At 37.2% G+C, this 22,918-nt stretch carries 21 protein-coding genes and 1 pseudogene; 7 read left to right on the top strand and 15 right to left on the bottom strand.

Annotation, left to right across the window (positions count from 1 at the left end; translation table 11 throughout):
* Nucleotides 1-298: 298 nt before the first annotated feature.
* From ACVAMZ_RS02850 to pezA, 6 genes are all read right to left on the bottom strand, one after another.
* Nucleotides 299-1,153: an acyltransferase gene (locus ACVAMZ_RS02850; RefSeq protein WP_461684980.1), complete on the bottom strand. Its 855-nt coding sequence runs from the start codon at nt 1,151-1,153 to the stop codon at nt 299-301.
* Between the two features lie 7 nt (nt 1,154-1,160).
* Nucleotides 1,161-1,625, bottom strand: a complete 465-nt coding sequence (locus tag ACVAMZ_RS02845; protein WP_461684979.1) for a Mov34/MPN/PAD-1 family protein — start codon at nt 1,623-1,625, stop codon at nt 1,161-1,163.
* Nucleotides 1,603-3,369, bottom strand: a complete 1,767-nt coding sequence (locus ACVAMZ_RS02840; RefSeq protein WP_461684978.1) for a ThiF family adenylyltransferase — start codon at nt 3,367-3,369, stop codon at nt 1,603-1,605. Before ACVAMZ_RS02840 ends, ACVAMZ_RS02845 begins: the two co-directional genes overlap by 23 nt.
* An 8-nt stretch (nt 3,370-3,377) precedes the next feature.
* Entirely contained in the window at nt 3,378-4,400 is a 1,023-nt protein-coding gene (locus tag ACVAMZ_RS02835) for a nucleotidyltransferase domain-containing protein (RefSeq protein ID WP_461684977.1), read from the bottom strand.
* Between the two features lie 131 nt (nt 4,401-4,531).
* The gene (gene pezT / locus ACVAMZ_RS02830) at nt 4,532-5,284 is read right to left on the bottom strand and encodes a type II toxin-antitoxin system toxin PezT (RefSeq protein WP_461684976.1); all 753 of its coding nucleotides are present in this window, start codon (nt 5,282-5,284) and stop codon (nt 4,532-4,534) included.
* The gene (gene pezA / locus ACVAMZ_RS02825; RefSeq protein ID WP_461684975.1) at nt 5,284-5,760 is read right to left on the bottom strand and encodes a type II toxin-antitoxin system antitoxin PezA; all 477 of its coding nucleotides are present in this window, start codon (nt 5,758-5,760) and stop codon (nt 5,284-5,286) included. Before pezA ends, pezT begins: the two co-directional genes overlap by 1 nt.
* Before the next feature lie 370 nt (nt 5,761-6,130).
* Between pezA and ACVAMZ_RS02820 the strand changes: the two genes are divergently transcribed.
* On the top strand, nt 6,131-6,340 hold the full coding sequence (locus ACVAMZ_RS02820) for a hypothetical protein (protein WP_461684974.1): 210 nt from the start codon (nt 6,131-6,133) through the stop codon (nt 6,338-6,340).
* Nucleotides 6,341-6,476: 136 nt separating this feature from the next.
* On the opposite strand, the gene ACVAMZ_RS02815 is transcribed toward ACVAMZ_RS02820, so the two are convergent.
* From ACVAMZ_RS02815 to rpsO, 7 genes are all read right to left on the bottom strand, one after another.
* Nucleotides 6,477-7,856, bottom strand: a complete 1,380-nt coding sequence (locus ACVAMZ_RS02815; protein ID WP_461684973.1) for a VWA domain-containing protein — start codon at nt 7,854-7,856, stop codon at nt 6,477-6,479.
* Between the two features lie 237 nt (nt 7,857-8,093).
* Nucleotides 8,094-9,437: a DEAD/DEAH box helicase gene (locus ACVAMZ_RS02810; RefSeq protein ID WP_461684972.1), complete on the bottom strand. Its 1,344-nt coding sequence runs from the start codon at nt 9,435-9,437 to the stop codon at nt 8,094-8,096.
* Between the two features lie 152 nt (nt 9,438-9,589).
* Entirely contained in the window at nt 9,590-10,285 is a 696-nt protein-coding gene (locus ACVAMZ_RS02805) for an alpha/beta hydrolase-fold protein (protein ID WP_461684971.1), read from the bottom strand.
* The gene (locus ACVAMZ_RS02800) at nt 10,266-11,276 is read right to left on the bottom strand and encodes an ABC transporter substrate-binding protein (protein ID WP_461684970.1); all 1,011 of its coding nucleotides are present in this window, start codon (nt 11,274-11,276) and stop codon (nt 10,266-10,268) included. Before ACVAMZ_RS02800 ends, ACVAMZ_RS02805 begins: the two co-directional genes overlap by 20 nt.
* Before the next feature lie 18 nt (nt 11,277-11,294).
* Nucleotides 11,295-12,050, bottom strand: a complete 756-nt coding sequence (locus tag ACVAMZ_RS02795; protein ID WP_461684969.1) for an ABC transporter ATP-binding protein — start codon at nt 12,048-12,050, stop codon at nt 11,295-11,297.
* Between the two features lies 1 nt (nt 12,051).
* Complete coding sequence (locus ACVAMZ_RS02790) at nt 12,052-13,098, bottom strand: FecCD family ABC transporter permease (RefSeq protein WP_461684968.1); 1,047 nt, start codon at nt 13,096-13,098, stop codon at nt 12,052-12,054.
* A gap of 620 nt (nt 13,099-13,718) precedes the next feature.
* A complete protein-coding gene (gene rpsO, locus ACVAMZ_RS02785) occupies nt 13,719-13,988 on the bottom strand; it encodes a 30S ribosomal protein S15 (protein WP_001018251.1) in 270 nt (89 codons plus the stop codon).
* Nucleotides 13,989-14,193: 205 nt separating this feature from the next.
* Here rpsO and ACVAMZ_RS02780 point away from each other — a divergent pair, with 205 nt between their 5' ends.
* The 6 genes and pseudogenes from ACVAMZ_RS02780 to ACVAMZ_RS02755 all read left to right on the top strand — a co-directional run bounded on the left by ACVAMZ_RS02780 (nt 14,194) and on the right by ACVAMZ_RS02755 (nt 18,905).
* Nucleotides 14,194-14,565 (top strand): hypothetical protein, encoded by a 372-nt coding sequence (locus ACVAMZ_RS02780; protein WP_263393348.1) that lies wholly within the window; start codon nt 14,194-14,196, stop codon nt 14,563-14,565.
* Nucleotides 14,566-14,883: 318 nt separating this feature from the next.
* On the top strand, nt 14,884-16,827 hold the full coding sequence (gene thrS, locus ACVAMZ_RS02775; RefSeq protein ID WP_461684967.1) for a threonine--tRNA ligase: 1,944 nt from the start codon (nt 14,884-14,886) through the stop codon (nt 16,825-16,827).
* Nucleotides 16,828-16,835: 8 nt separating this feature from the next.
* Nucleotides 16,836-17,345, top strand: a pseudogene (locus ACVAMZ_RS02770) (DNA alkylation repair protein); the annotation flags it as partial.
* An 88-nt stretch (nt 17,346-17,433) separates the two neighbouring features.
* Nucleotides 17,434-17,979: a DUF6609 family protein gene (locus ACVAMZ_RS02765; protein ID WP_303407029.1), complete on the top strand. Its 546-nt coding sequence runs from the start codon at nt 17,434-17,436 to the stop codon at nt 17,977-17,979.
* A gap of 348 nt (nt 17,980-18,327) precedes the next feature.
* Nucleotides 18,328-18,552, top strand: a complete 225-nt coding sequence (locus ACVAMZ_RS02760; protein WP_461684966.1) for a hypothetical protein — start codon at nt 18,328-18,330, stop codon at nt 18,550-18,552.
* Between the two features lie 158 nt (nt 18,553-18,710).
* Nucleotides 18,711-18,905: a hypothetical protein gene (locus ACVAMZ_RS02755; RefSeq protein ID WP_303407027.1), complete on the top strand. Its 195-nt coding sequence runs from the start codon at nt 18,711-18,713 to the stop codon at nt 18,903-18,905.
* Nucleotides 18,906-19,194: 289 nt separating this feature from the next.
* On the opposite strand, the gene ACVAMZ_RS02750 is transcribed toward ACVAMZ_RS02755, so the two are convergent.
* Both ACVAMZ_RS02750 and ACVAMZ_RS02745 read right to left on the bottom strand, forming a co-directional pair.
* Nucleotides 19,195-20,244 carry a DUF389 domain-containing protein gene (locus ACVAMZ_RS02750; protein WP_461684965.1) on the bottom strand — a complete coding sequence of 350 codons (1,050 nt, stop codon included), beginning with the start codon at nt 20,242-20,244 and terminating at the stop codon, nt 19,195-19,197.
* A gap of 682 nt (nt 20,245-20,926) precedes the next feature.
* On the bottom strand, nt 20,927-22,918 hold the full coding sequence (locus ACVAMZ_RS02745; protein ID WP_461684964.1) for an ABC transporter permease: 1,992 nt from the start codon (nt 22,916-22,918) through the stop codon (nt 20,927-20,929).

Here is a 22,918-nt window from a genome sequence, read left to right as displayed (position 1 = left end):
TAGCTCAAAGAGATTAAAAATCTTATGAAGGTTTAGCTAAGAAAAGCATCTTGAATGCCGAAACTAAAAGAGAAATAGGGACTACTCTAAAAGCTTAATAGTCTCCAAAAACAGATACAGGATTTTTTAAAATTAAATAATAGACAGACAGTGACTTTTAAAACAATTTACAATTGGATTTATAGTGGTATGATTCAGATTGAATTATCAACATTAAGACAATAAGGGATAGGCAGGCAAGTTCAAGAAGTTAGAATGCTATCAAACATTAATTGGAATATTATAATGCCCCATCATGTTATCTTTTGTATATTATAAATTGATCTTTATAAATCTTTGTTTCATCCATCTGTATAACCGATACTCTATCAAAACTTGATCTATCTAATGTTAAGAATGAAGTCCCTACAATTTTTTGTGTATTTAAAGGATTTGTTGTCATAAAAAGATTAACCTCTTTATAGGCGTTAACTATTTTTTGCGTTTCTTCTCGAACTGTACTAACTAATTTAGGATTGTTATATCTGTTACCACTATACTTTCGTTGTGATGAAATTTTTACTGTTGTATTTTCCAAATAGTCAGCTGCTAATTTTTCTAAAGGAATATCATATGTATCACACACTAATAAATTGACAACCTTATTCTTTTTGTTTTCAATTGGATACTCAACAATAATTTCTCCTTGAAATTCGTCGTATTGCACAACAGATGATTCGGAGATAAACTCTGAAAAAACTCCATTAATAATAAGTTCAAACTGCATTGGTATTGAGACACCTATAAGTTGTAACTTTCGATAACCTAATATATTTGCTGCGATCCACAGTCTCTTATAACAGTTATGAAGATATACAGAATGACCATCATTAAATATTCGTTCCGCATTGTTTTTTCTAAAAATCATCAATAATGAAGTAAAGATTAATAAATAAAGAACTATATAAGTAGCGATAGAATTATCAGGAATTATTTCAAAAATAGTTCTTGTAAAAAAATTGGTATTTGATATTTTTTCAACTTCAACTAGCGTCAAACTCTTCCCAATTAAATAGCAAATAAGAATTGGAAATAGAAAAATCAAAACTAATGGTAAACAAAATTTTTGAGACCAAAAAAAACATTTCTTAAATAATTTATTTTTTCGATTCATACGTATTCTATACATCCTTAAAATAGATTAGAGTAGATTGCCACTCATTTGATTCCCTAAAGTAGAATCTACCAGCCTGAAGCCCAATTATCAAAAAGAATAATCTGTCATCATTATCTGAGATAATTTTTTCCCATGATTGAATGTCAACATTAGATGCAGTAGGTATATCTTCAGGATGGGTATGCCATTCTCCAATTAAACTTATAAAACCTGAACTTTTACCAAAATAATCATCTGCAAATTTCTGGTGGTTTGGAGAAGTCTTTGAGAATTTATATCTACTTCTTACATCATTATCCTGTGGTCTTGAAAAATTTACAATAAGTATCGAATTATTTAAAAGTCTCTTACCAACAAAAATACCACCTGCTTCAGGTTCAAAACCCAGTTGCCTAAACTCTAGTAATGAATTTAAAATATCAGATGGTATTACAATTTGATATTTATTATTCAGATTTACATATATCAACTTTATACTCTCCGTTACACTCTGGACAAGATGTATTTGTTCTTAAAGCAACATTTAATAAATCACTATTTTTTAAACAATTGTAGTATCGAACACTATACGTAAACCCTTCTTTTCCAAACTGTTTATCTGAACCAATTTCTGATACTAATCTGTTTTCAGAAGAAAATTCTCCAGACAAGTACTGTAAATATACTTCTATAGCTTTATTTGCCAAAGAACTAGGCGCAATAACATTATAAGGAATAAATGAAGAATAACAGCTAGCTAGACGCTTTTCAAATATTTGATTTTTCTCTGCAAAAGAGGCTCTATTATTAACAAGATGCCCATCTTCATAATTCATACACATATAGCATCCGATATTTTGTGGAGAAACTAGTAGGTTATGATACCCAACTCCATATGGATCTAACCAGCAATACAATACCGTTTTTCCAATCTTTCTGAAAAAATGATTAATTTCAAAATTAGTTTTAGTATCTCCGACACAAGAAAAAACAAAATCATATTCATAAAATAAATTTGGATTCTTCCGAACTATTTCTTGAAATCGGATACCCTCACATTCAATTTCTAAATCAGGATTTTCTTTTTTCAATCTATCTTCTAAAGCGTCTACTTTTTGAATATTATCTATTATACTATCCATACCTAAGTAGTGTCTTGAAATGTTATCGACCGTTAAAAAATCAGGATCTATTAAAAGAAGTTTCTCTATACCCATTTTAGATAAATTGTTTGCAACAAATGATCCTACAGATCCAAGTCCAACAATTACAACTTTTTTATTCAGAAAATCATATTCTTGGGATGTCCTACTCACTCTAAACTCCTTGTCGAATCTTGTAATATATACTGGAGTAATATTGAAACTCCCATTTTTTGATTTTTTAGCCTTAGAACCAATTTTTTTTCTATCTTTATTTTTTTGTGGTACCTTATTATCAATTTTAAATGGATATTTGGAAGTTCTAGACTCAAAAAGCGCACCAAACAAAACATAATCATTATCAGATATAGGAAGTGATAAAATTAATATGAATGACTTTCGTTTCGTTTTACACCACTTTTGGAAGCGGCGTCTAACGCCCGAAGATAGATTTCCTGTGATCATTTTCTTAAACGTTGCTTCTGTTAGTTCATTCAGGGGATTAGGAGGAATCACAGAATTCGAATCTTTAAGTGGAAGTATGTAAACATCTCTACTTTTTTTAGAATGTGGCGCAACACTCCCTTTGAGTTGTGAACCATAATTAAAAAGATGGAATTTCTGATTCGACAAGACTAATTCATATTCCTCAAATGTACTGACCTTGGATAAGTAACTTCGAATCTCTATATATTTTGTTTTTGACTTCAAACAACTGATATACCAATATGACAGAAACTCTTTCCTGAGCTCTTCGGTCATTTTTGGTGTATCCCAACTATCTAGTAATTCCTTTACTTTTTCACAGCAATCTTTTAATAATCCAAGTGGATTATTAAAATCCCAAATTAAATTATCTTCTGAAATATAACACAATTTCCCTTCGGAACCGACATGGCTATACCATTTATTAAAACCCTTATAATTTGAAAGGTATATTTCAGGAAGTGAGTGGGGAAAGTCATTAGAAACGATGATTTTTAAGGTAAATTTTTTGTATTGATAAAAATAGCATTCCTTATCTTCGGACTCCAAGTTCTCTGAAGGTATTTCGTCAAAGTACATCTGGAATATTTCTTCTTTTTCTAACATACGCGCCTCTAAGCACTCGGATAATCACTGATTATAGCTCGAGTTCCAAAGTTTTCTGCTGTCTCTTTTTGTTCAATAACAGGAAAATCATCACCAAACTGTTTACTCAATATTTTTGTAGACTCACTTAAATCAGTAGAATCTATTGCTTCGTCTAGTGAATCTCTCAATTTTTCTAATTTATTCTTAAAGGCTTCCATTTGTATATTTGATACCCTTTCATATACATCAGTATATGGCTTAACCGGTAAGAAAACCTCTAATCTCGGATAAAATAAGTTTCTATCAACATCATAAGTATTTGAAAATGAATTAATCATAGTATTTACTAAATTTCTTAAAGCTGAAATATCATCATAAGTAGTGTTACCAGATAAATAGTCTACTTTTTTGCTTACAGAAAAATTATTGACAGCAAAAACTGAAATCCCAATGCCTGTCGGTCTATTATCTTGATTTTTAAATTTGAGATCTTTCCATCTTTTTAAGTAACGAATTACTCTCCGAAATTGGTTTCTGTCTTCGGAGTTCTCCATAGCATTATTAATTTTTTTCGTTAATTCTACAGGATCCGCTTCCTCCCATTTAATGTTTTCATCAGTACTATTCAGTTTTCCCCTGGCTAAAAAATAGTTATCATTTTCAGTACAATACACCGCTATATCAATATGAACACTATCTTCAGGAAATGATACTGTCACACATGGATTTTTTACTTTAACTCTATTTTCACCAAATTCGGAGACTAATGCATCAAAAATAAAATTCTTTACCTCTTTAGGAGAATACGAATATCTATCAGCATCGATTTTTAAACCTCTATCTAAGTCATAATCCCCTTCATCAATTGGCAAAATACCCGTGTGAGTTGAGTAACTTCCTTGATTGAAAAAGCTTTTTCCAAATTCTGAAACACCTTTATTTATTGCTTCTTCAACCTCTGTACGTTTGTCAATTAATACCTTTTTGTCGTCAGCGTCTAGCTTAATGGTATCGTGAAATTTAATAAACTGTGACTGTATAGTTGGCATGAATCCCTCCTTAAATTAAATTGTTATATCTAACTTTTATTATATCACTTTATATGATTATTTCTTGAGTTTCCAATTAATTATCTTATCTAAATATAGTTTTAGAAAATACCACTATTACCGTTCTTCCATCACAACTCTCTCAACCGTTCCTGACTCATCTTCAACATCTCTTCCTCCACCTTACTCCATTTTCCGAAGAGGCATTCTTGTAAAACTTCTGCTGCTGAGATTTGATCTACTTCCGAATCATAAACACACGATTGGTCTCTTTGATAAATTTGAATTTGATTAAAAATATTGTCATTTTCTAACTCTCGTAAGTTATCAACTAAATGTTCTACAATTCCATCATGGTGTTCTTTGGGAGTCGCTCTAGCTTGACTAGGATCTATAGCATAGAGCTCTTCATAACGTATCAAGGTACTGAGATAGGACAATTCAGGCTTGGTCGCAATTAGTGCAAGTGAGACTTGATATCCTCTAGTTATCAATAATTGTGCCGTTTTTCTAGGAACTTGTGTTGTTCTCAAGGTGCCCTCGATTAACAAATGATAACCTTGTTTACTCAATTCATCTACGAGATATTCAACCATTTGTCCCGCGAATACTTTGGTATAATCCACACTATCTTTGCCATACTTTTCCTGTAGACCAAGGTAGTTCGGATGAAAAGAGCGATAACTATCTCCATCAATGATAATGATATTACCCTGAAATTCCCTTTGTTTAATACGATGAATCGTTGTTTTTCCAGCACCACTCTGTCCACCTAGCAAGATAGCCTTAGGATGAGATAAGCTTGTTTTTCCACGAGTTAAAGAACGGATAAGCCGTTTGGAGGCTTGTTCAAAATTATCTTGACTAAATTCTTCTAGTTTCATTAAGCCACCACCAGATGAGTAGCTTGTTCTAGCATACGTTCAATACCATCCAAATAGCCATTATATCGCTCCACATCCTCAAAAGTTGCAACAAGATAAATCTTCGTGTTAATCAAATCAGAAAGATCATCGCTCATTAGAACCCAAGGATTAGAAACATCGTCAAATGCAATTCCTTGTTCATCTTGAAAACGATAAAGTTGCGCTAAGATATTCGCCCCTCGTTCTTTAATCACTTCAATTTTCAGAGTTAACTGATAATCTTCTACTGGTGTGAGCATTTTTTCCTCCCCTACAATATCGACATAGGAAACATTAAATTTTTTGCAGATACGATCGATTAATTCTGTCGAAACTGAACTTGTCCCATTTTCATAACGACTCAGACTATTTCTAGAGATACCAACAATCTTTGCAAACTCAGGCTGCGTTAATTTATGTGCTTTACGTAACGTTTTTATATTTTCTCCAATCATGTAACTCCTCCTTTTATTTATTTCTATTATAGCACAAAAAATAAAAACGCACCAAAAATGGTGCATTAATTCTATCGCTCTAGCTGAATGAAATATTCCATCTGTTACATCGATGGCAAACCAATCATCTAATACAATGGCTTTATCAAATAATCTATCTTATCTATTTTAAAGACAAATTTACCACAAAAACACACTGAAATACTTGTCTCAGTGTGTTTATTTCATTTTAAGATATCTTCATCAAAAAACACCTGATAAAAGCCTATATAACTCTAATTCAGGTCTTTTATTTTTATTGATTTATCTTTTGTTCTTTTCTTTTATTTATAGTATACTCATATTAAAAGTATATTGAAGGAGAATTTAAATGAGGGATTTTTTTGCGGGATTTGGTGAATTAAACCTTGTTACTTATCTGATATCCGTGTGCATTGGCCTCGCTCCTCTCTTTCATATCTTTATTATCCGATCAGAAGTGAGTCCTGGAAAATTTGTTTTAACCATCTTGGGTATCGTTTACGTTATCGTTTTAACGATTGCTAAAATTTATAGGAAATTTTTCTGGAAATCATCGTAAAGAAACATAAAAATCCCATCAGAATATTTGAACCACACCTACTTTAGTCTAATTCTAACAGCTCTCATATTATAAGAAAAAAACACTTGAGCGGAAAGCATATAGCCCACATCAAGTGTTTTTTTATTACTTTATACTACTGTCCTTTTGATTTTCTGTTTCCTAGGGCTAATCCAAGTCCAGCGAACAATAGACCAAGTCCCATGAGACTTTGATTTCTTGTATCATTGCTTCCTGTTTCAGGAAGTTTAGCCGGTTCTGGTTTGTAAGCAGTAGGTGCTGGTTTAGGAGTTTCTTTCTGTTCCAAAACTGGCACAGTTGTACGACGTTCCAAGTAGAATTGGTAGCTGTCTTTTGTTACCTTGTATTGACGGCCTTCACCGACTGTTTCCACAATCCATGAAGCTGCATCCTTAGTTAAAGAGTCAGCCAAGTTACGATCAATATCCATTAAACGTCCCTCAGACACAAAATCTTTATAGTTTCGTTGATTATAAAAGGTTGTCGCTACGATTCTATCAATACCAGCTTTTTTCAGAGTTGTTAATGTCTCAGCGATAGATGGAATTGACGGATCTTCTTTCATCCTAGCATCTGTTAACAACACCACAAACTTTTTATTTTTTGGTGACTTAGACCAGTCATAGGTTGAAACAATTTGTGTTAGAGCAGGAGTTGCTGTTTCAGGAGAATCTCCCCCATGTGCAATCTTAATTTTTTCTAAAGCTTTTTCAAGTTCAACTGGATCTGTTGTAAAATAAGTCTCACCAAATTTCGTTAGAATTGTATCTTCGTCAGTTTTTCCTAATCGACGTCCGTATACTTCATCACTATATGTAGCTAATCCAAAACGTGCCGCTACTCCATCTTTGGCAAGATTTCTTGCAAACTCATTGACATTTTTACGAACAGTATTAATGGTTCCACCCATAGATCCTGAACGGTCAACAACAAAAACAATATCAGCTGCTCCTGCTTTTTTAACAGTTGGTGGTGTTTTAGTTATTTCCACAGTTGTCGTCTTATCAACACGTTCGTACTGAGTAAATGTATTTCCTTTTTCATCCTTGCCAGTTACTGTACCTTCAGTAGTCGTCGTTGCTGGTGCCGGAATTGTCTCATCTTTAGATGCAATCACTTCTGTTTTTGAAACTTCTGCAGTCGCTGTTTCTACATAGACTTTTTGATTGCCTTCTTGACTTTCTTTGACATCAATAGGTGATAGTTTGGTAGAAACATCAATTAAATCGCCTGGTTTTGCTTCTGATTCTTTTACAACAGCTTTTTCACTTTCTGCTGCAATTTCTTCAGTTGCAACTTCAATAGGCGATTTGACTTCTTCAACTACTTTTGGTGCCTCAGTTACCTTAGTAATTTCACTTGACGAAACTTTACTAGTTTCATCAGCCGAAACTTGTCCAAGTTGTGCAAAAGCAAAGAGGATAGCCACAGATGCCAATCCAACTTTCATTTTACGAAACGAAAAACGTTCTTGCTTAAACATTCCTTTTGCCATAATGACCTCTTTTCTTTAACAGATTTAATATTTTTTTAAAATCTGTTTTTTTTTAGAATAACATAAATCACTATAATTTACAAGCGTTTACTTGAGAGACTTTGTAACTAAAAAAAACAATAGTATCAACATTTAAAGATAATTTTTATTTCAAGTTTCAAAGCATCATTTCCTATAATTCTTATCTTATTGAGATTTAAAAAAACAGTAAAACCACTTGGTTCTACTGTCTGATGTTTAAAAAGTTTGACGCTTAGCTTTACGTTCTGCACGTCCACGGGCACGACTTTCAGCACGCTTGGTCTTACGGCGTTTTTCATCGACAGCCCATTGGATTTTCTTCTTATAGCCTGGTTTGACTTTTTTCTTTTTCTTTTTAACCAAGCCAATCATTTCGATATCCAGTTTTTCCTGTTTCTTCTCACGATTGACACGACGATCACGGTCATAAGTGTCTTGGAACTCTCCATCTTTAACCACCTTAGGTACAAACTTGATTCCTAATTTCTCTAACTCACGAATATCAGAGTCATCGCTTGGCTGATAGAGGGTGATGGCTGTGCCTGGTAGACCATTACGTCCAGTTCGTCCAACACGGTGAACAAAGAAGGACAAGTCTTGTGGAATGGCATCATTGATAACGTGGCTGACACCCTCAATATCAATCCCACGCGCAGCCAGGTCAGTCGCAACAATATACTCAAAATCAAGGTTTTTCACCTGATTCATGATACGTTTACGTTCACGAGGAGCAATATCTCCATGGATCTTAGCCACCTTTAAGCCTTGAGCTGTTAGGTAGCTGTGCAATTCATCCGCACGAGTTTTTGTATTGACAAAAATCATGGCTAAGTATGGTTGCATGACTTGAGTCAATTCATAAATTTGGGCATTCTTATCACGACCTTTAGTCGAAATCAACCAGTTATCAATGGTATCTGAGATAACCGTTTTAGTCTTAATCTTTTCCATAACTGGATTAGACAAGTATTTTTTCAAAAATGGTTGCAGTTTTTGTGGGATAGTCGCTGAAAAGACCATAAACTGCAAGTCTTTTGGAAGGCTTCCTGCAATCTTATCAACTGTCTCCAAGAATCCCATATCCAAGGTCATGTCAGCTTCATCGACAACAAAAATCTTAGCCTTGTGAATAGCTAGATCACCAGATTTTACCAAATCATAGATACGACCTGGAGTTCCGATAACGATATGGGGCTGATTGCAGGCAAGTTTTTCAATCTGACGCGCCTTGTCTGTTCCACCAACATAGTTGGCAACACGAATTTCTACTTCAGAATGTTCCGCAATCTGGCGAGCTGCCTGGTAAATCTGAGTCGCCAACTCACGACTAGGAGCTGTGATAACTGCTTGCACACTATCGCTCTCTTCATCCAGTTGTTGGAAAATCGGTAACAAGAAAGTATGAGTCTTCCCTGAACCTGTTTTTGATTCACCAACCAAGTCACGACCTGCTAGGACAATAGGAATCAACTTTTCCTGCACCTCGGTAGGAGTCGTAAACTTCAACTCCTCCAAAGCTTTTTCTATATATTTCTTAAATTTAAATTGTGTAAATGACATAATTTCCTCGATTCTATCTATCTATTCATTATACCATAATTTAGTCTATTACAGGGGATGGCTTTCCGTCAAGGACGAGAACTTGAAAATTCTAGTGACTCAGCATATAAGAGAAACACTCCTAGTTACCATGAACAAGGAGTGTTATAGAATTATTTGAGCTTCCACTCTTCTCTCAGCCATTCACAAAACTGATGATAGCGTTGGTCAAGAGCTTCATGATGCCCATAAGCATCAAATGTAGAATATGTTGAGGGAACTTTCTCTGAAATCAGTTCATGTAGCTCCTTTGCAAAAGCAGGAGCCTTAGATAGGCGGTTGGAATGATTGGCACCTTCTGTCTGACCATTTTGCAGATAAATCAGGCTTTGACTCTGTATCAGGTCATGTTCCCTACAAAATTCTGTAAAGTCTGGATACCAGAAAGAACCACAGACAGAAAAGATACAGGTCACAGGAAGATAACTACTATAGAGACTATAGATAGCAGCAAGACCACCCAGTGAATAACCACCATATGCAATCCTATTTTCATCAATCAAGTAGTCTTTTTTTAGAGTTGTTAGAATTCCTTGAAAGAGTTTCTCATGATAGGCTTCTACCTTCCCACCAAAATCCGGAGCCCCTTCTTTTAAAGCACTAGCTTTCCAAGGTGTAAAGTCATTCAGACGGCTTTCTGGAATCAAACCCACCAAAATCACAGATTGAGATAGGTCTGACAAATAGTCCAGTTCCCCATCGTTTAGAAGTACAATTGGGTAGGCTTGTTTAGAGTCATAGTTTGAAGGAAGGCTGACCCTAACCTGAATTCCTTCCCAGTTAAACTCCTTATTTCTTGATAAAGTCATTAATTTTTTCAAGTGAATCAATCACTGCAGGACCGTAGTCCATCAACTCATCGTAAGAGATGGTCATGATTTTTTGATTCTTGATTGCTGGTACATTTTCCAAAACAGCATTTGCCTTCATCAAATCCACTGCTTTTTCATCCAACTTTTGATTGCGGTCGCTGGTTACATAGATAATCAACTCTGGATCCATTGATACTAGATTTTCCAAGGTCAAACCAGATGTTCCTGTTGCAACATTGGTATAACCAAGTTGGTTAAGCAAGCTTTCTTGAAGGGCTGACTTGTAAGCACCAAAGGTTTCGTCATTGTAAGCAACCATAATCAAAGCTTTTTTCTTTTCACCCTGTGTTTCTGGGTTGGCCTTTTTAACCGCATCGATTTTAGCTTGTAATTGTTCTGCGTACTGGTTAGCCTTGTCTTGGACATTGAAAATGGTACCAAGATTCTTCACATCTTCTACGATATTTCCCAAATCTTGTTGGATAGTTGATAGTGAAGCTTTCTGCGTATAAACTGGGATTTTATTTTCATTCCAAGCGCTAATCGTTCCCATTGACTTTTCAGAGAACATCATATTGCGTCCCATCAAGGCATCTGGTTCATAAGAAAGAACCGTTTCTTGTGAGACTGATTTCTTATCCCCAATATGAGGGATAGCTTCAATGGCATCCTTGTATTTACCAGTTACGGTATTATCAGGATTGAGCATGCCGGCAATTTTATCTTTCAAACCAAGTTCAAGTAGAATTTCAGTTGTTGAAAGGTTGTTGGTGATGACCTTTTCAGGAGCCTTTTCAAAGACTTGCTCGACTTCGTTTCCTTTGGCATCGTATGTTTTGATGGTTACAGGATAGCTTGTTTCTGTAGTAGTTTTTTGACTAGCTTCTGTTGTAGCTGGTGCAGTTGCTGTTTCTTTAGATGCGTTACCACAAGCTGCCAAAGATAAGGTAGCTACTGTTAGGAGCAAAATACTGAGTGATTTTTTCATGTTAATTTCCTTTAAATTTTATAAATAGTGAATCATGGCTTGCTGATCTTCTGTCCAAGTAACCTTACTTTGGACACCATAGACAGCCTGCAAAGACTCGGGTGTGATGGTCTCTTTTGGAGTACCCTGGTAAACAATCTCCCCTTCTTTCATTAGATAGAGATAGTCTGAATAGCGACAAGCTAGCTGAATATCATGCAAGACGGCTAACACATTGATATGGAGGTGTTTGACAATGGTTAACAAGTCTAGCTGGTACTTGATATCCAAATGATTGGTCGGTTCATCTAAGAGCAAGAGGGTCGGCTCTTGGGCCAAGGCGCGTGCTAACAGAACCCGCTGCTTCTCTCCTCCCGACAGAGATGAGTAGAGTCGGTTTCTCTTTTCGAACATGTCTACTTTGACCAGAGCATCCTCAACCAAAGCAAAGTCTTTTTCTTTTTCCTTTTGTAAGAAAGAGAGATGAGGCGTTCTACCCAGCATAACAATTTCTTCAACCGTACAATCAAACTGGAGTTGATTAAACTGCGTGATGACGGCCATCTGTTTTGCCGTTTCCTTCAGGCTCATTTGTTCCAGTGGTTTCCCATCTAGAGAAATCAAGCCCTGATCAGACTTTTCCTGTCGATAGAGAAGTTTCAACAAGCTAGTCTTCCCACTGCCATTGGGTCCTAAAATAGTATGAAATTGGTTGCCCTCCAGTTTGAGTGAGACTCCTTTGAGAATCTTTTTTTCTCCGATTCCAAAGTGAATATCCTGACACATTAAGTCCATATCAGACCTTCACCTCCCTTCGTCTATTTCCAACCATGTAGATAAAGAAAGGTGCCCCTACTAGGGCCGTGAAAATTCCAATCGGTAGCTCGGCATTTTGAATCAGAATGCGAGCAAAGACATCTGCCCAGACGACAAAAAGGGCACCCAGTAAGGTTGCAATTGGGAAAAGCCTTCTATAATTTGTACCTACCAAACTTCGAGCCAAATGCGGTGTAATCAAACCGACAAAACCGATGATTCCACAGGTCGATACCAAGATAGCTGTCATCACAGCTACAATCGTCACATAGAGATACCAATAAAAACGCAAGGGAATTCCCAAAGTCAAAGCCGCCTCATCTCCCATCATCATGGCATTAAAAACCCGGTATTGAGTAGAGAAAAATAAAAAGGCTGTTCCCACGACGATAGTTGGCAAGGTTAAGTGTCCCCATGAGGTTCCCGCTAAAGAACCCATGGTCCAAAACTTGATGGTCATAACGCTATCAGCATTAGCCCCAATAGAGATAATAAAGTTGGAAAAAGCCAAAAAGAGTGCATTCACAACTGTCCCCGATAAGATTAAGCTGGAAGTTGTCATCCTACCCTGCATCGATGCAATGAAAAGAACTGCAAGGGTCGCTAAAATCGCTCCAAGGAAAGAGCCTAGCCCAATCATAACTTTAAATCCAAGAATAATACTCAAAGTTGCTCCAAAGGTTGCCCCTGCGGAAATTCCTAACACATAGGGCTCTGCGATTGGATTATTGACGGTTGACTGCATGACACTGCCACACATGGAGAGGCCTGCGCCCACAATCAATCCCAGAAAAACCCGTGGCAATCTCATATTCCAAACAATAGCAAGCGTAGACTTTGAGATTTCTCCTATATCAAAAGGAGCACCTAACTTGCTCAAAATGATTCGATAGGTATCACTCAAGCTGATTTGAACAGAACCCATAGAAACTGCCAGAAACAAAGAAATACCCAAAGCTCCGAGCAACATAGCTAGGAGAAAAACATATCGCAGGTTTTGATGGCTTCCAGAAAATTTGGAAAGCATGAAACCCTCCCTTATTAAAAATTAAAAATTTAGACAATTTTCATAAATTAGTATACCACATTTCTAAATCAGGAACAAGACTAGAAAAATGCACACAAAAAAGCCCTCTGAAGTCAGAGAGCCAATTTGAGCTCGGGCTAAAATCCTAGTGAAAAAGATGAAACTCCTTGTGTTCATCGAACACTGTGTCCTTTCCCTATTTTCATATGGATTTTTACCGTCCTTAGCATCATGATTCTTGCTGGATAAAACGGTTATAGACTAGGCGGCAAGCCGAAGATTGTACTTGCGTATACCCAGGTAAGGTGACAAAAACAAAAAAGCTACTCAACTAGAGTAGCCTAATTCTCAAGATATGCTCAATTGAACACGGCCTAAGCACTTGGCAAAAAATAAAAAGCTCCCTGAAGTCAGAGAGCTTGATTCTTGCTGGATAAAACGTTTATAGACTAGGCGCCAAGCCGAAGATTGTACAAAAATGTTAGTGAAACAAAAAATCTCCCCGAAGGGAGATCATTCTGGTTTATTTTACCTTACAGTGCTAGGAACCGTAACCGAAGATTATACTTGAGTATATCGAGGTAAGGTGACAACGCAATGTAAGAGAAAAATAAAGCAGATTAACGACGAAGTCCTAGAGAGTTGATCAACTCACGGTAACGGTTAACGTCGTTTTTACGCAAGTATGCAAGCAAGTTACGACGGCGACCGATTTTCTTCATCAATCCACGGTAAGTAGCGTGGTCTTTTTTATGTTGTTTGATGTGTTCGTTAAGGTGGTTGATTTCCCAAGTAAGGACAGCAACTTGAACCTCTACTGAACCTGTATCACCTTCGTGACGTGCATATTGTGCAATGATTTCATTTTTTTTCTCTTTTGAGATTGCCATGATGTTTCTCCTTTTTATTTGGCTTCATCCGAGTGACAGGTTGGCATGCCTGTAACCAAGAAGAAGTTATTTGTCTTTACGACATTTCCTATTCTATCAAGAACAATCATCTTTGTCAACTGATTTACTATCCAGGTCTTAAATATGCTATAATAGTTATAGGAAGGACATCTAAGTTGATAGTTTTATAACGAGGTGATTGATTATGCGTAAATTCTTCAAATATCTCCCCTACTATCTGGTCGTATTTTTCTTTTATTGTCCACTTTATGGATTATTTATACTACTATCATCGAATCCTGATTTAACAGGCCTCTATCTTCTAAATATATTCATCATTTCGCCCATTGTAGTTTTTATAGTTTCACTTCTTTATAGCTACCGTTTTGGTTTTTCACTGCATTGGCTTTTAGGTAGTTGCTTACTTTATGGCTTTACTATCATTCCTTTCAGAGAATTTATCATTGTTTATTTCCTAGCCTATGAAATTCTTATTCTACTAGGTACAGTTATTGGTGCCGCTATCAGGTATCTAATGCAAAAACTGAAAAACAAAAAACTTTCACAAAATCCTTGAAAAATCTCACAATCATGCTATAATAATGCATAGAGACAAGTCACTTAGCCCCTTTCTACCAGAGAGTGCGTGGTTGCTGAGAACGCATAGGAAGACTATATTGATACTACTCTACTGACTTTTATGCAAACATAAAACGGTGGCCACGTTAGAGCCAATCAGAGGTGTCCCTCTTTTTTGAGGAACATAAATGAAGGTGGAACCACGTTGCGACGTCCTTTTTAGGATGTCGCTTTTTGTTTTTCTTGATTTAAGACTGCAAAATAGGGAAACACTTCTGCTATAGAAATAATGGAGAACTAATATAAGGAGAAAATCATGATTCAAATTACTTTCCCAGATGGCGCTGTTCGTGAATTCGAATCTGGCGTTACAACTTTTGAAATTGCCCAATCTATCAGCAATTCCCTAGCTAAAAAAGCTCTTGCTAGTAAATTCAACGGCAAACTCATCGACACTACTCGTGCCATTACTGAAGATGGAAGCATCGAAATCGTGACACCTGATCACGAAGATGCATTGGATATCTTGCGTCACTCAGCTGCTCACTTATTTGCCCAAGCCGCTCGTCGCCTTTTCCCAGACATTCACTTGGGTGTTGGTCCAGCTATCGAAGATGGTTTCTACTACGATACAGACAACCAAGCTGGTCAAATCTCTAACGAAGATCTTCCTCGTATCGAAGAAGAAATGCAAAAAATCGTTAAAGAAAACTTCCCATCTATTCGCGAGGAAGTGACCAAGGATGAAGCGCGTGAAATCTTTAAGAATGATCCATACAAATTAGAATTGATCGAAGAACACTCTGAAGACGAAGGTGGTTTGACGATCTACCGTCAAGGTGAATACGTGGATCTCTGCCGTGGCCCACACGTCCCATCAACTGGTCGTATCCAAATCTTCCACCTTTTGAATGTGGCAGGTGCTTACTGGCGTGGAAATAGCGATAACGCTATGATGCAACGGATTTACGGTACCGCTTGGTTTGATAAGAAAGATTTGAAGAACTACCTTCAAATGCGTGAAGAAGCTAAAGAGCGTGACCACCGTAAACTTGGGAAAGAGCTGGATTTGTTCATGATTTCTCAAGAAGTTGGTCAAGGTCTTCCATTCTGGTTGCCAAATGGTGCGACGATCCGTCGTGAGTTGGAACGCTATATCGTTGATAAAGAAGTCGCAGCAGGCTACCAACACGTCTACACTCCACCAATTGCTTCTGTAGAACTTTATAAGACTTCAGGTCACTGGGATCACTACCGTGAAGACATGTTTCCACCAATGGATATGGGGGATGGAGAAGAGTTTGTTCTTCGTCCAATGAACTGTCCTCACCACATCGAAGTTTACAAACACCATGTGCACTCTTACCGCGAATTGCCAATCCGTATCGCTGAAATCGGTATGATGCACCGTTATGAAAAATCTGGTGCCCTTACAGGACTTCAACGTGTGCGTGAAATGTCACTTAATGATGGTCATACTTTCGTAACACCTGAACAAATCAAAGATGAGTTCCAACGTACGCTTCAATTGATTATCGATGTTTACGAAGATTTCAACTTGACTGACTATCGTTTCCGTTTGTCATACCGCGACCCTAAAGATACTCACAAATATTTTGATAATGATGAAATGTGGGAAAATGCTCAACGTATGTTGAAATCAGCTATGGATGACATGGGACTTGACTACTTTGAAGCTGAAGGTGAAGCTGCCTTCTATGGACCAAAATTGGATATTCAAGTCAAGACAGCTCTCGGTAAAGAAGAAACTCTTTCTACGATTCAGCTTGACTTCTTGCTTCCAGAACGCTTCGACCTTAAATACATCGGCGCTGATGGTGAAGAACACCGTCCAGTTATGATTCACCGTGGGGTTATCTCAACTATGGAACGCTTCACAGCTATCTTGATTGAGAACTACAAGGGTGCCTTCCCAACATGGCTTGCACCACACCAAGTAACCCTCATCCCAGTATCTAACGAAAAACACGTGGACTACGCTTGGGAGGTAGCGAAAAAACTACGTGACCGTGGTGTCCGTGCAGACGTGGATGAACGCAATGAAAAAATGCAGTTCAAGATTCGTGCTTCTCAAACTCAGAAGATTCCTTACCAATTGATCGTTGGAGACAAGGAAATGGACGAGAATGCTGTAAACGTCCGTCGTTATGGTCAAAAAGAAACAGAAACTATGCCAGTAGATGCATTTGTAGAATTGATTCTTGCAGATATCGCCAATAAATCTCGTGTTGAGAAATAAACCGATCACAGTCTGGGGTGTATCAGGTTCGAATGTACGGAGTCTTCCTTTTTGGCTATTTATCACAGAAAGAGGAAGTTCTCACCTTTTTGAGAGAAGAGGTTTCCAAGGACGATAACTGGAGAGTGAAAGAAGTGTTAGCGAATGCGTTCGACGAGTACTGTAAAAAAGTCAGCTATGAAAAAGCACTTCCCGTCATCGACGAGTGGCTAACCCATCCGCGTTCCAATACAAGACGAGCGGTCACAGAAGGCTTACGAATCTGGACGAGCCGGCCGTATTTTAAAGAACATCCCCATGAAGCCATCCAAAGAATTGCCGCCCTCAAAGAAGACGAAAGCGAGTATGTCCGAAAATCTGTTGGCAATGCCCTTCGAGATATTAGCAAGAAGTACCCTGCGTTCATAAAGGCTGAATTAGAAACATGGACTCTCGATTCTAAAGCAATTCAGCAAGTGTATCAATTGGCGAGCAAGTTTTTATCAAAAGAGCATGACTTTAGTAATGGCAATCCATGACAAAAGTGCGACGGATCGACATCCGCTTTTTACAGGAGTAAAATAGAGGATGTCGTTAAAAGTTTCAAAGTTAACTGGAGGAATACGTATGTCATTTTTAGGTTATAACAAAGGAGAAACATTAGAATTTAACTACAAAAAGGCGTGTGGCTTATGGCTCATCGCAGTCGCATTCGTAATTGCACTTGCGACAGTTGTAGGTGGCGAACAAATCATTAATATGCAGGTTTTCAGTATCGGGTATATGGTGAGCTTCTTTTCCATTAATCTGAATAAAAAAGTCCTTCATAAGTTTTCAGAAGGCCCTTCAACGCCTTTCCAACGAAAAGTGTCGTTATACTCGGTGATTCTCTTATTTATTTTGCTAGTACTTTTAGGAGGTCCGTTTTTTGAATCAGAGAACTGGAGACTTATCTGGCTAGGCGCACTCCTTGCGACAGGAATTCATTTCTTCCCGTACTACTTCGTTCATGGGAAATCAATGATCTTCCTAGGGTTGGCATGTGTGATTAACGCAGCATTCGGATACCTTTCTCCGCAAACATCCCTCGTGACCATCGCTTATATTGATGCCTTTATTAAATTAGCCTTTGGAGTTTACTTATTCTTCTTATCTAAACCATCCAAAGCATAAATTCATTGCCATTTACAAACAGCAAATCAATTTGGTTTGCTGTTTTTTTGATAAGGTTGATTTCGAAGGAACTTTGCGGATTTCTACATAATAGCTGTAACGTTGCACCGGTGCAAGCCTTCGTCTTGCACCTTTAAAGCTTCAAAGTAGGAGTACACCCGAAAGCGGGCTACTCCTACTAATTCACATTTAATGCGTAACACGTTACTGCTATTATAGAATCCGCAGTTCCTTCGAAATCAACCAAGCCATGACTTTAGTAATCCAAATCAATGACCAAAGTGTCTATTGCACGACTCCTTAAAGTGGTTTAATAAAGACAAGGAATACAGTTAAGGAGCGATTCACATGAAAATCAACATCAAAAAACAAGACACAAACCAACTTACAAAAGACCTAATGATTGTAGCGCTCGTCGTCAATGCATTAGCCCTTGTCATGCACCTGGTTTTAAACTTTTTTACAGGCCAAGCATTAATCCCTGTACTCACAAGCCAATTTATCTTTATCCTTCTCCCGATCATGTACCTAGTAGAGGATGCTAAGAAAAATAAAGAATCGGACAAGCGGTAAATTGCTAAGAAGGACTATTCACAGATGATTTCTAGGAGTATAATTGGTGTATAGATAAATAATAAATGATGAGATTTTACCACGTTAGCAAGTTGATGAAGCAATTACGTCGTAAGTAGTGTAGGTTTTGTAGCGTTGTTTAAGAGGTGGAATAGAATATGTCAAAATTAACTTATGGGATTTTCTTAGGTTCAATTTTAGGTTTATTTTTGTCAATTGTTGTTTATTTCTTTGCACCTGATTTATATCCGGTTTATCCGAATGTACTGTCGGTATTCTTTTTTGTAGCTGTGGCTTCAGCTATCTTGATAGTTATTTTTAGAAAATTAAAATACAAAAACCACTCTGAATAGAGTGGTCAGAACGTAGACAAACGTCATTTTTGGCGTTTGTCTTTTTGTTGTATTTTCGAAATGATTTGCTTTATCATCTGTTATTCCATCCAAAAATCGGATTTAGAACAAGATAAAAAAGGATATTTGCTATCCATTTCACCAATTTTTTGATATTTCAACATGCTATCGTAATTGGTCAACCTACCACAAATAGTATCCTCATCAACAATTCTTTCTATCCATTAACTTTTGGATATAGGATATCCTCCCAAGATTTGCTTCCATGAGTTAGATAAGTTGACTATCCTCAGTCCTTGTCTGCCTCAATTTCTTTTACGATGTCATCTTGTGAATCTTTTTCAGAGAGTTTTTGATCGATATACTTGTCAATATTTTCGTAAAATTCCTTGATCGTCTCACTATCTAATTTTGTCGAATTGTTGAATTGCTTGACTTTCAATTGAACAGATTGAATACCGTAAGAGGCTTGTTTTTGGCGAATGGTTTCTAATTCTTCTTCTGAAATCGGATCTCCAACAACCGTCAAGACCAATTCATTGTTACTTGACTTGTAGACTTGATTAATAACCGTATAATTGGCGAACTCTTTTCCTACAAACTGTTTGATCCCTTCTTTGCGCGCTTGTTCTATTGTCAGAGTAACTGCCGAATAGCTAGCTGGAAGAATCAACAATACAATCAAAGAAATCAAGCCAATTCTCATTTTAATGCTCAGCTCTTTAAATGAAGTTAAAGGAGATTTTCTCATCAAAATTCTTGTTCCAACAATGTTGGCTAGCATGATAAAGACACAGTTGATCAAGAAAAGATAGAGAGCCCCCAATAAAAATCGTACATTCCCATTAGCTAAACCATAGCCAGCAGTACAGATAGGCGGCATCAAAGCTGTAGCAATGGCTACTCCTGGCACGATATTGTTTGCTTCTTTTTTCCTTGAACCGATCACACCAGCAATCCCACCAGCAATAGCAATGAGAACATCCCAAATGGTTGGAGAGGTTCGTGCGATCAACTCGCTACTTGCATAAGACAAGGGAGAAATCCAGAAATACAGAGTCGAGACAAGCAAACTGACCAACACTTGAGTCAATAAAACCTCTAGAGATTGCTTGATTAAACGCGTATCAAAAATAGCTAAACCGAATCCCAGTCCAACAATCGGTGTCATGAGAGGTGAAATTAACATGGCTCCAATAATAACAGCTGTTGAATTCATATTTAGACCGATAGAGGCAATAAAAATTGCACACATCAAAATCGCTGTATCTCTCAATCGAACATGAAGGTCATCATATAGTTTCTCGCGGAATTCACGTGTTGAATAGTTTCCGGACATTGGTTACTCCTTTTATTTCATATAATCTTGTTTCTGCATGGGTGATGGTAGAGACTTCTGTCCAAACTGACATGTTTTTAATTCTTACCTGTAATTCTTTTGAACATTATCTTTTATACTCAATGAAAATCAAAGAGCAAACTAGGAAGCTAGCCGCAGGCTGTACTTGAGTACGGTAAGGCGACGCTGACGTGGTTTGAATTTGATTTTCGAAGAGTATTAAATATCCATCAGTCCATCCTTAACATTATATCAAAAATTTTACAGTCTTTCTCTGAAGAAATCAATTAATTTAAAAGATAGAGAAAGGAAGAAATTTTTGTATCCTTATCCGAAGAAGAAAAACGATATCTCCTCTGAAAGTAGATACCGTTTTAATGTTTAAAAGATGATGAGTTTGTAGCAGCAATCCTAGCTGATATCGCCAACAAATCACGTGTTGAGAAATAAGAGATAAAACCTGGTACAAAATCCTAGCTACTAAAAAAGAGGCCGGGACAAAAGTCCTAGCCTCTCAATTGTCTTTGGTTTGTCGAGAAAGACGCAGTGGTTGAGTGGGCTCTACTACGCTGATTTCATCAGCTTTTACAGCCCTACTCAACTGTGCGGAGGTGGGACGACGAAATCGAATTCTAACGAATTACCGATTTCTGTCCCACTCTCTTTTTTGATGTTTCTGTTTTTACATTTGAACAATTCTACGATAACTTCTTGAAGTAATCATAAAGATAAGTACGTAGATGAGGGCAAAGATACCACAAATAGAAAGTGTTACACTTAACATCATAGCTGTATCTACTACCCCAATGACCTTAAGAATCAAACTTAACATATGATAGGCAAAAGCCAAGTGTAGGAAAGCAAAGATTACAGGGAGGAAGAAAACAGTCAAGACTTGCTTGTTAATGGTTTGTTTGATTTGTTTTTGATCCAAGCCCACTTTTTGCAGGATGACAAAGCGTTCACGATCCTCATAACCTTCTGAGATTTGTTTATAGTAGATAACGAGTACAGTTCCAATCATAAAGATGATAGAGAGGAAAATACCAATAAAGAGAACTCCTCCAAAGAGAGCATTCATTTGGGCAATTGCGTCACTTGCAGTGCCTCCACCATAAACCATACCGTCTTCATTTTTGAGATTATGACTAAAATTATTTACAAACTCCTCAAAATCATCAGATAGCTTTAACTGTTCCTCTAGACTAGCTGTTACATCCATACCACCGTAGAGCTGTGTATATACAGCTGAATCCTGGTACTGCTCCAAAAAACTTTGAAGATTTGAAACGACAAGATAGTTATAATCCGATACCAATAGTACATAGGGATTGGAAACATGATTGGCAATAAAATCCTGCTGGATTGCTTCCTTAATCGTATAGTTCTGATTGTTCAGACTAAATGCTTTCTGATCTTTAAGTTGGTCGTTTCGAGCCCATAGCCCTACTTCATCTCCAGTGAGGTTCAATTTCTGACCAGTCAACTTTTCGTAATCTTTTTGGTCGAAAACTAAGAAGACCGTCTTAGGCATGACATTGTTTTGCCCTTTTTCAAAGATGGTTAATTTGGTCCCCTCTTGACTAGAAAGACCGAAACTTGCATAATTGAGGACGTCCTTATTGCTGATGGTTAGGTTCTTTTCGCTAGCGTATTGAGTCAAAAGCTTGTCTAAATCCTCAACTTCTACATGTTGTCCCTTAACATCAAAATCGTGAGGATACATGAGTTTTTTCATATTCTCAGATCCGTTGTAGATACTAGTAGCTGCAGACATAGTGATTAAAACCATGGTTGAAAGGATGGCAATGGTTGCTAATCCGACCGCATTTTTCTTCATACGAAAGATAAGGTTAGAAACAGATATGAGGTTATTTGGTTGGTAGTAATATCTCTTGTTTTTCTTTAACAACTGCAAGAAAACTGTAATACCAGCATTGAATAAGAGATAGGTCCCTACAATAACTAACATAACCGCAATAAAGAAAGTAGCGACAGCTTTGAATGCATCTGTTACGCTTAGTGCTAAGTAGTAGCCACCACCTAGTGCCATTAGCCCTACAAGTGTCTGAAGAATTAGGAAACGCCCCTTCTTCTCACCCTTTGCTTTTTCTCTAGAAAGCTGGAGAGCATCCATACGGATAATGCGTACAGCGTTCAGGAAAACGATGACTAAAAAGATAAGACCAAATACCAGAAGGATTGAAAGCACTACGGACCATTGGAAAGTTGCAACTAACTCTACCTTCATCTTTGCAAGTTTAAGCAATAATGCAAAGATGAGATTATCAAAGAGGGCACCAATTCCAATCCCGGCAGTGACTGTTACTAGCCCAAATATCAAGAGCTCCTTAAAGGTCATGCCAATCAAATGGCGTTTTTCTAAGCCCAACATGCCATATACACCCAGTTCTTTTGAGCGATTTTTCATGACAAAACTGTTGGCATAAAGAACGATAATGGCAGATGCAAGTGTCACAACGACAAGCCCTAGTTGTAGGGTAAATTGTATAGCAGATGCACCACGTAAATCCACAATTTTAGGATTAAAGGCTAGAGAGTAAAAGAGATAGCTAATTGTGACTGCCAAAATGACAGACAAAGCAAACGGATAATAGAGTTTGCGGTTTTTAATTAAGTTGGATATGGCCAACTTATTGGTTAATCGAAACAT

The organism is Streptococcus sp. KHUD_017, from assembly GCF_054861245.1.
This window is presented reverse-complemented; position numbering and strand designations above follow the sequence as displayed.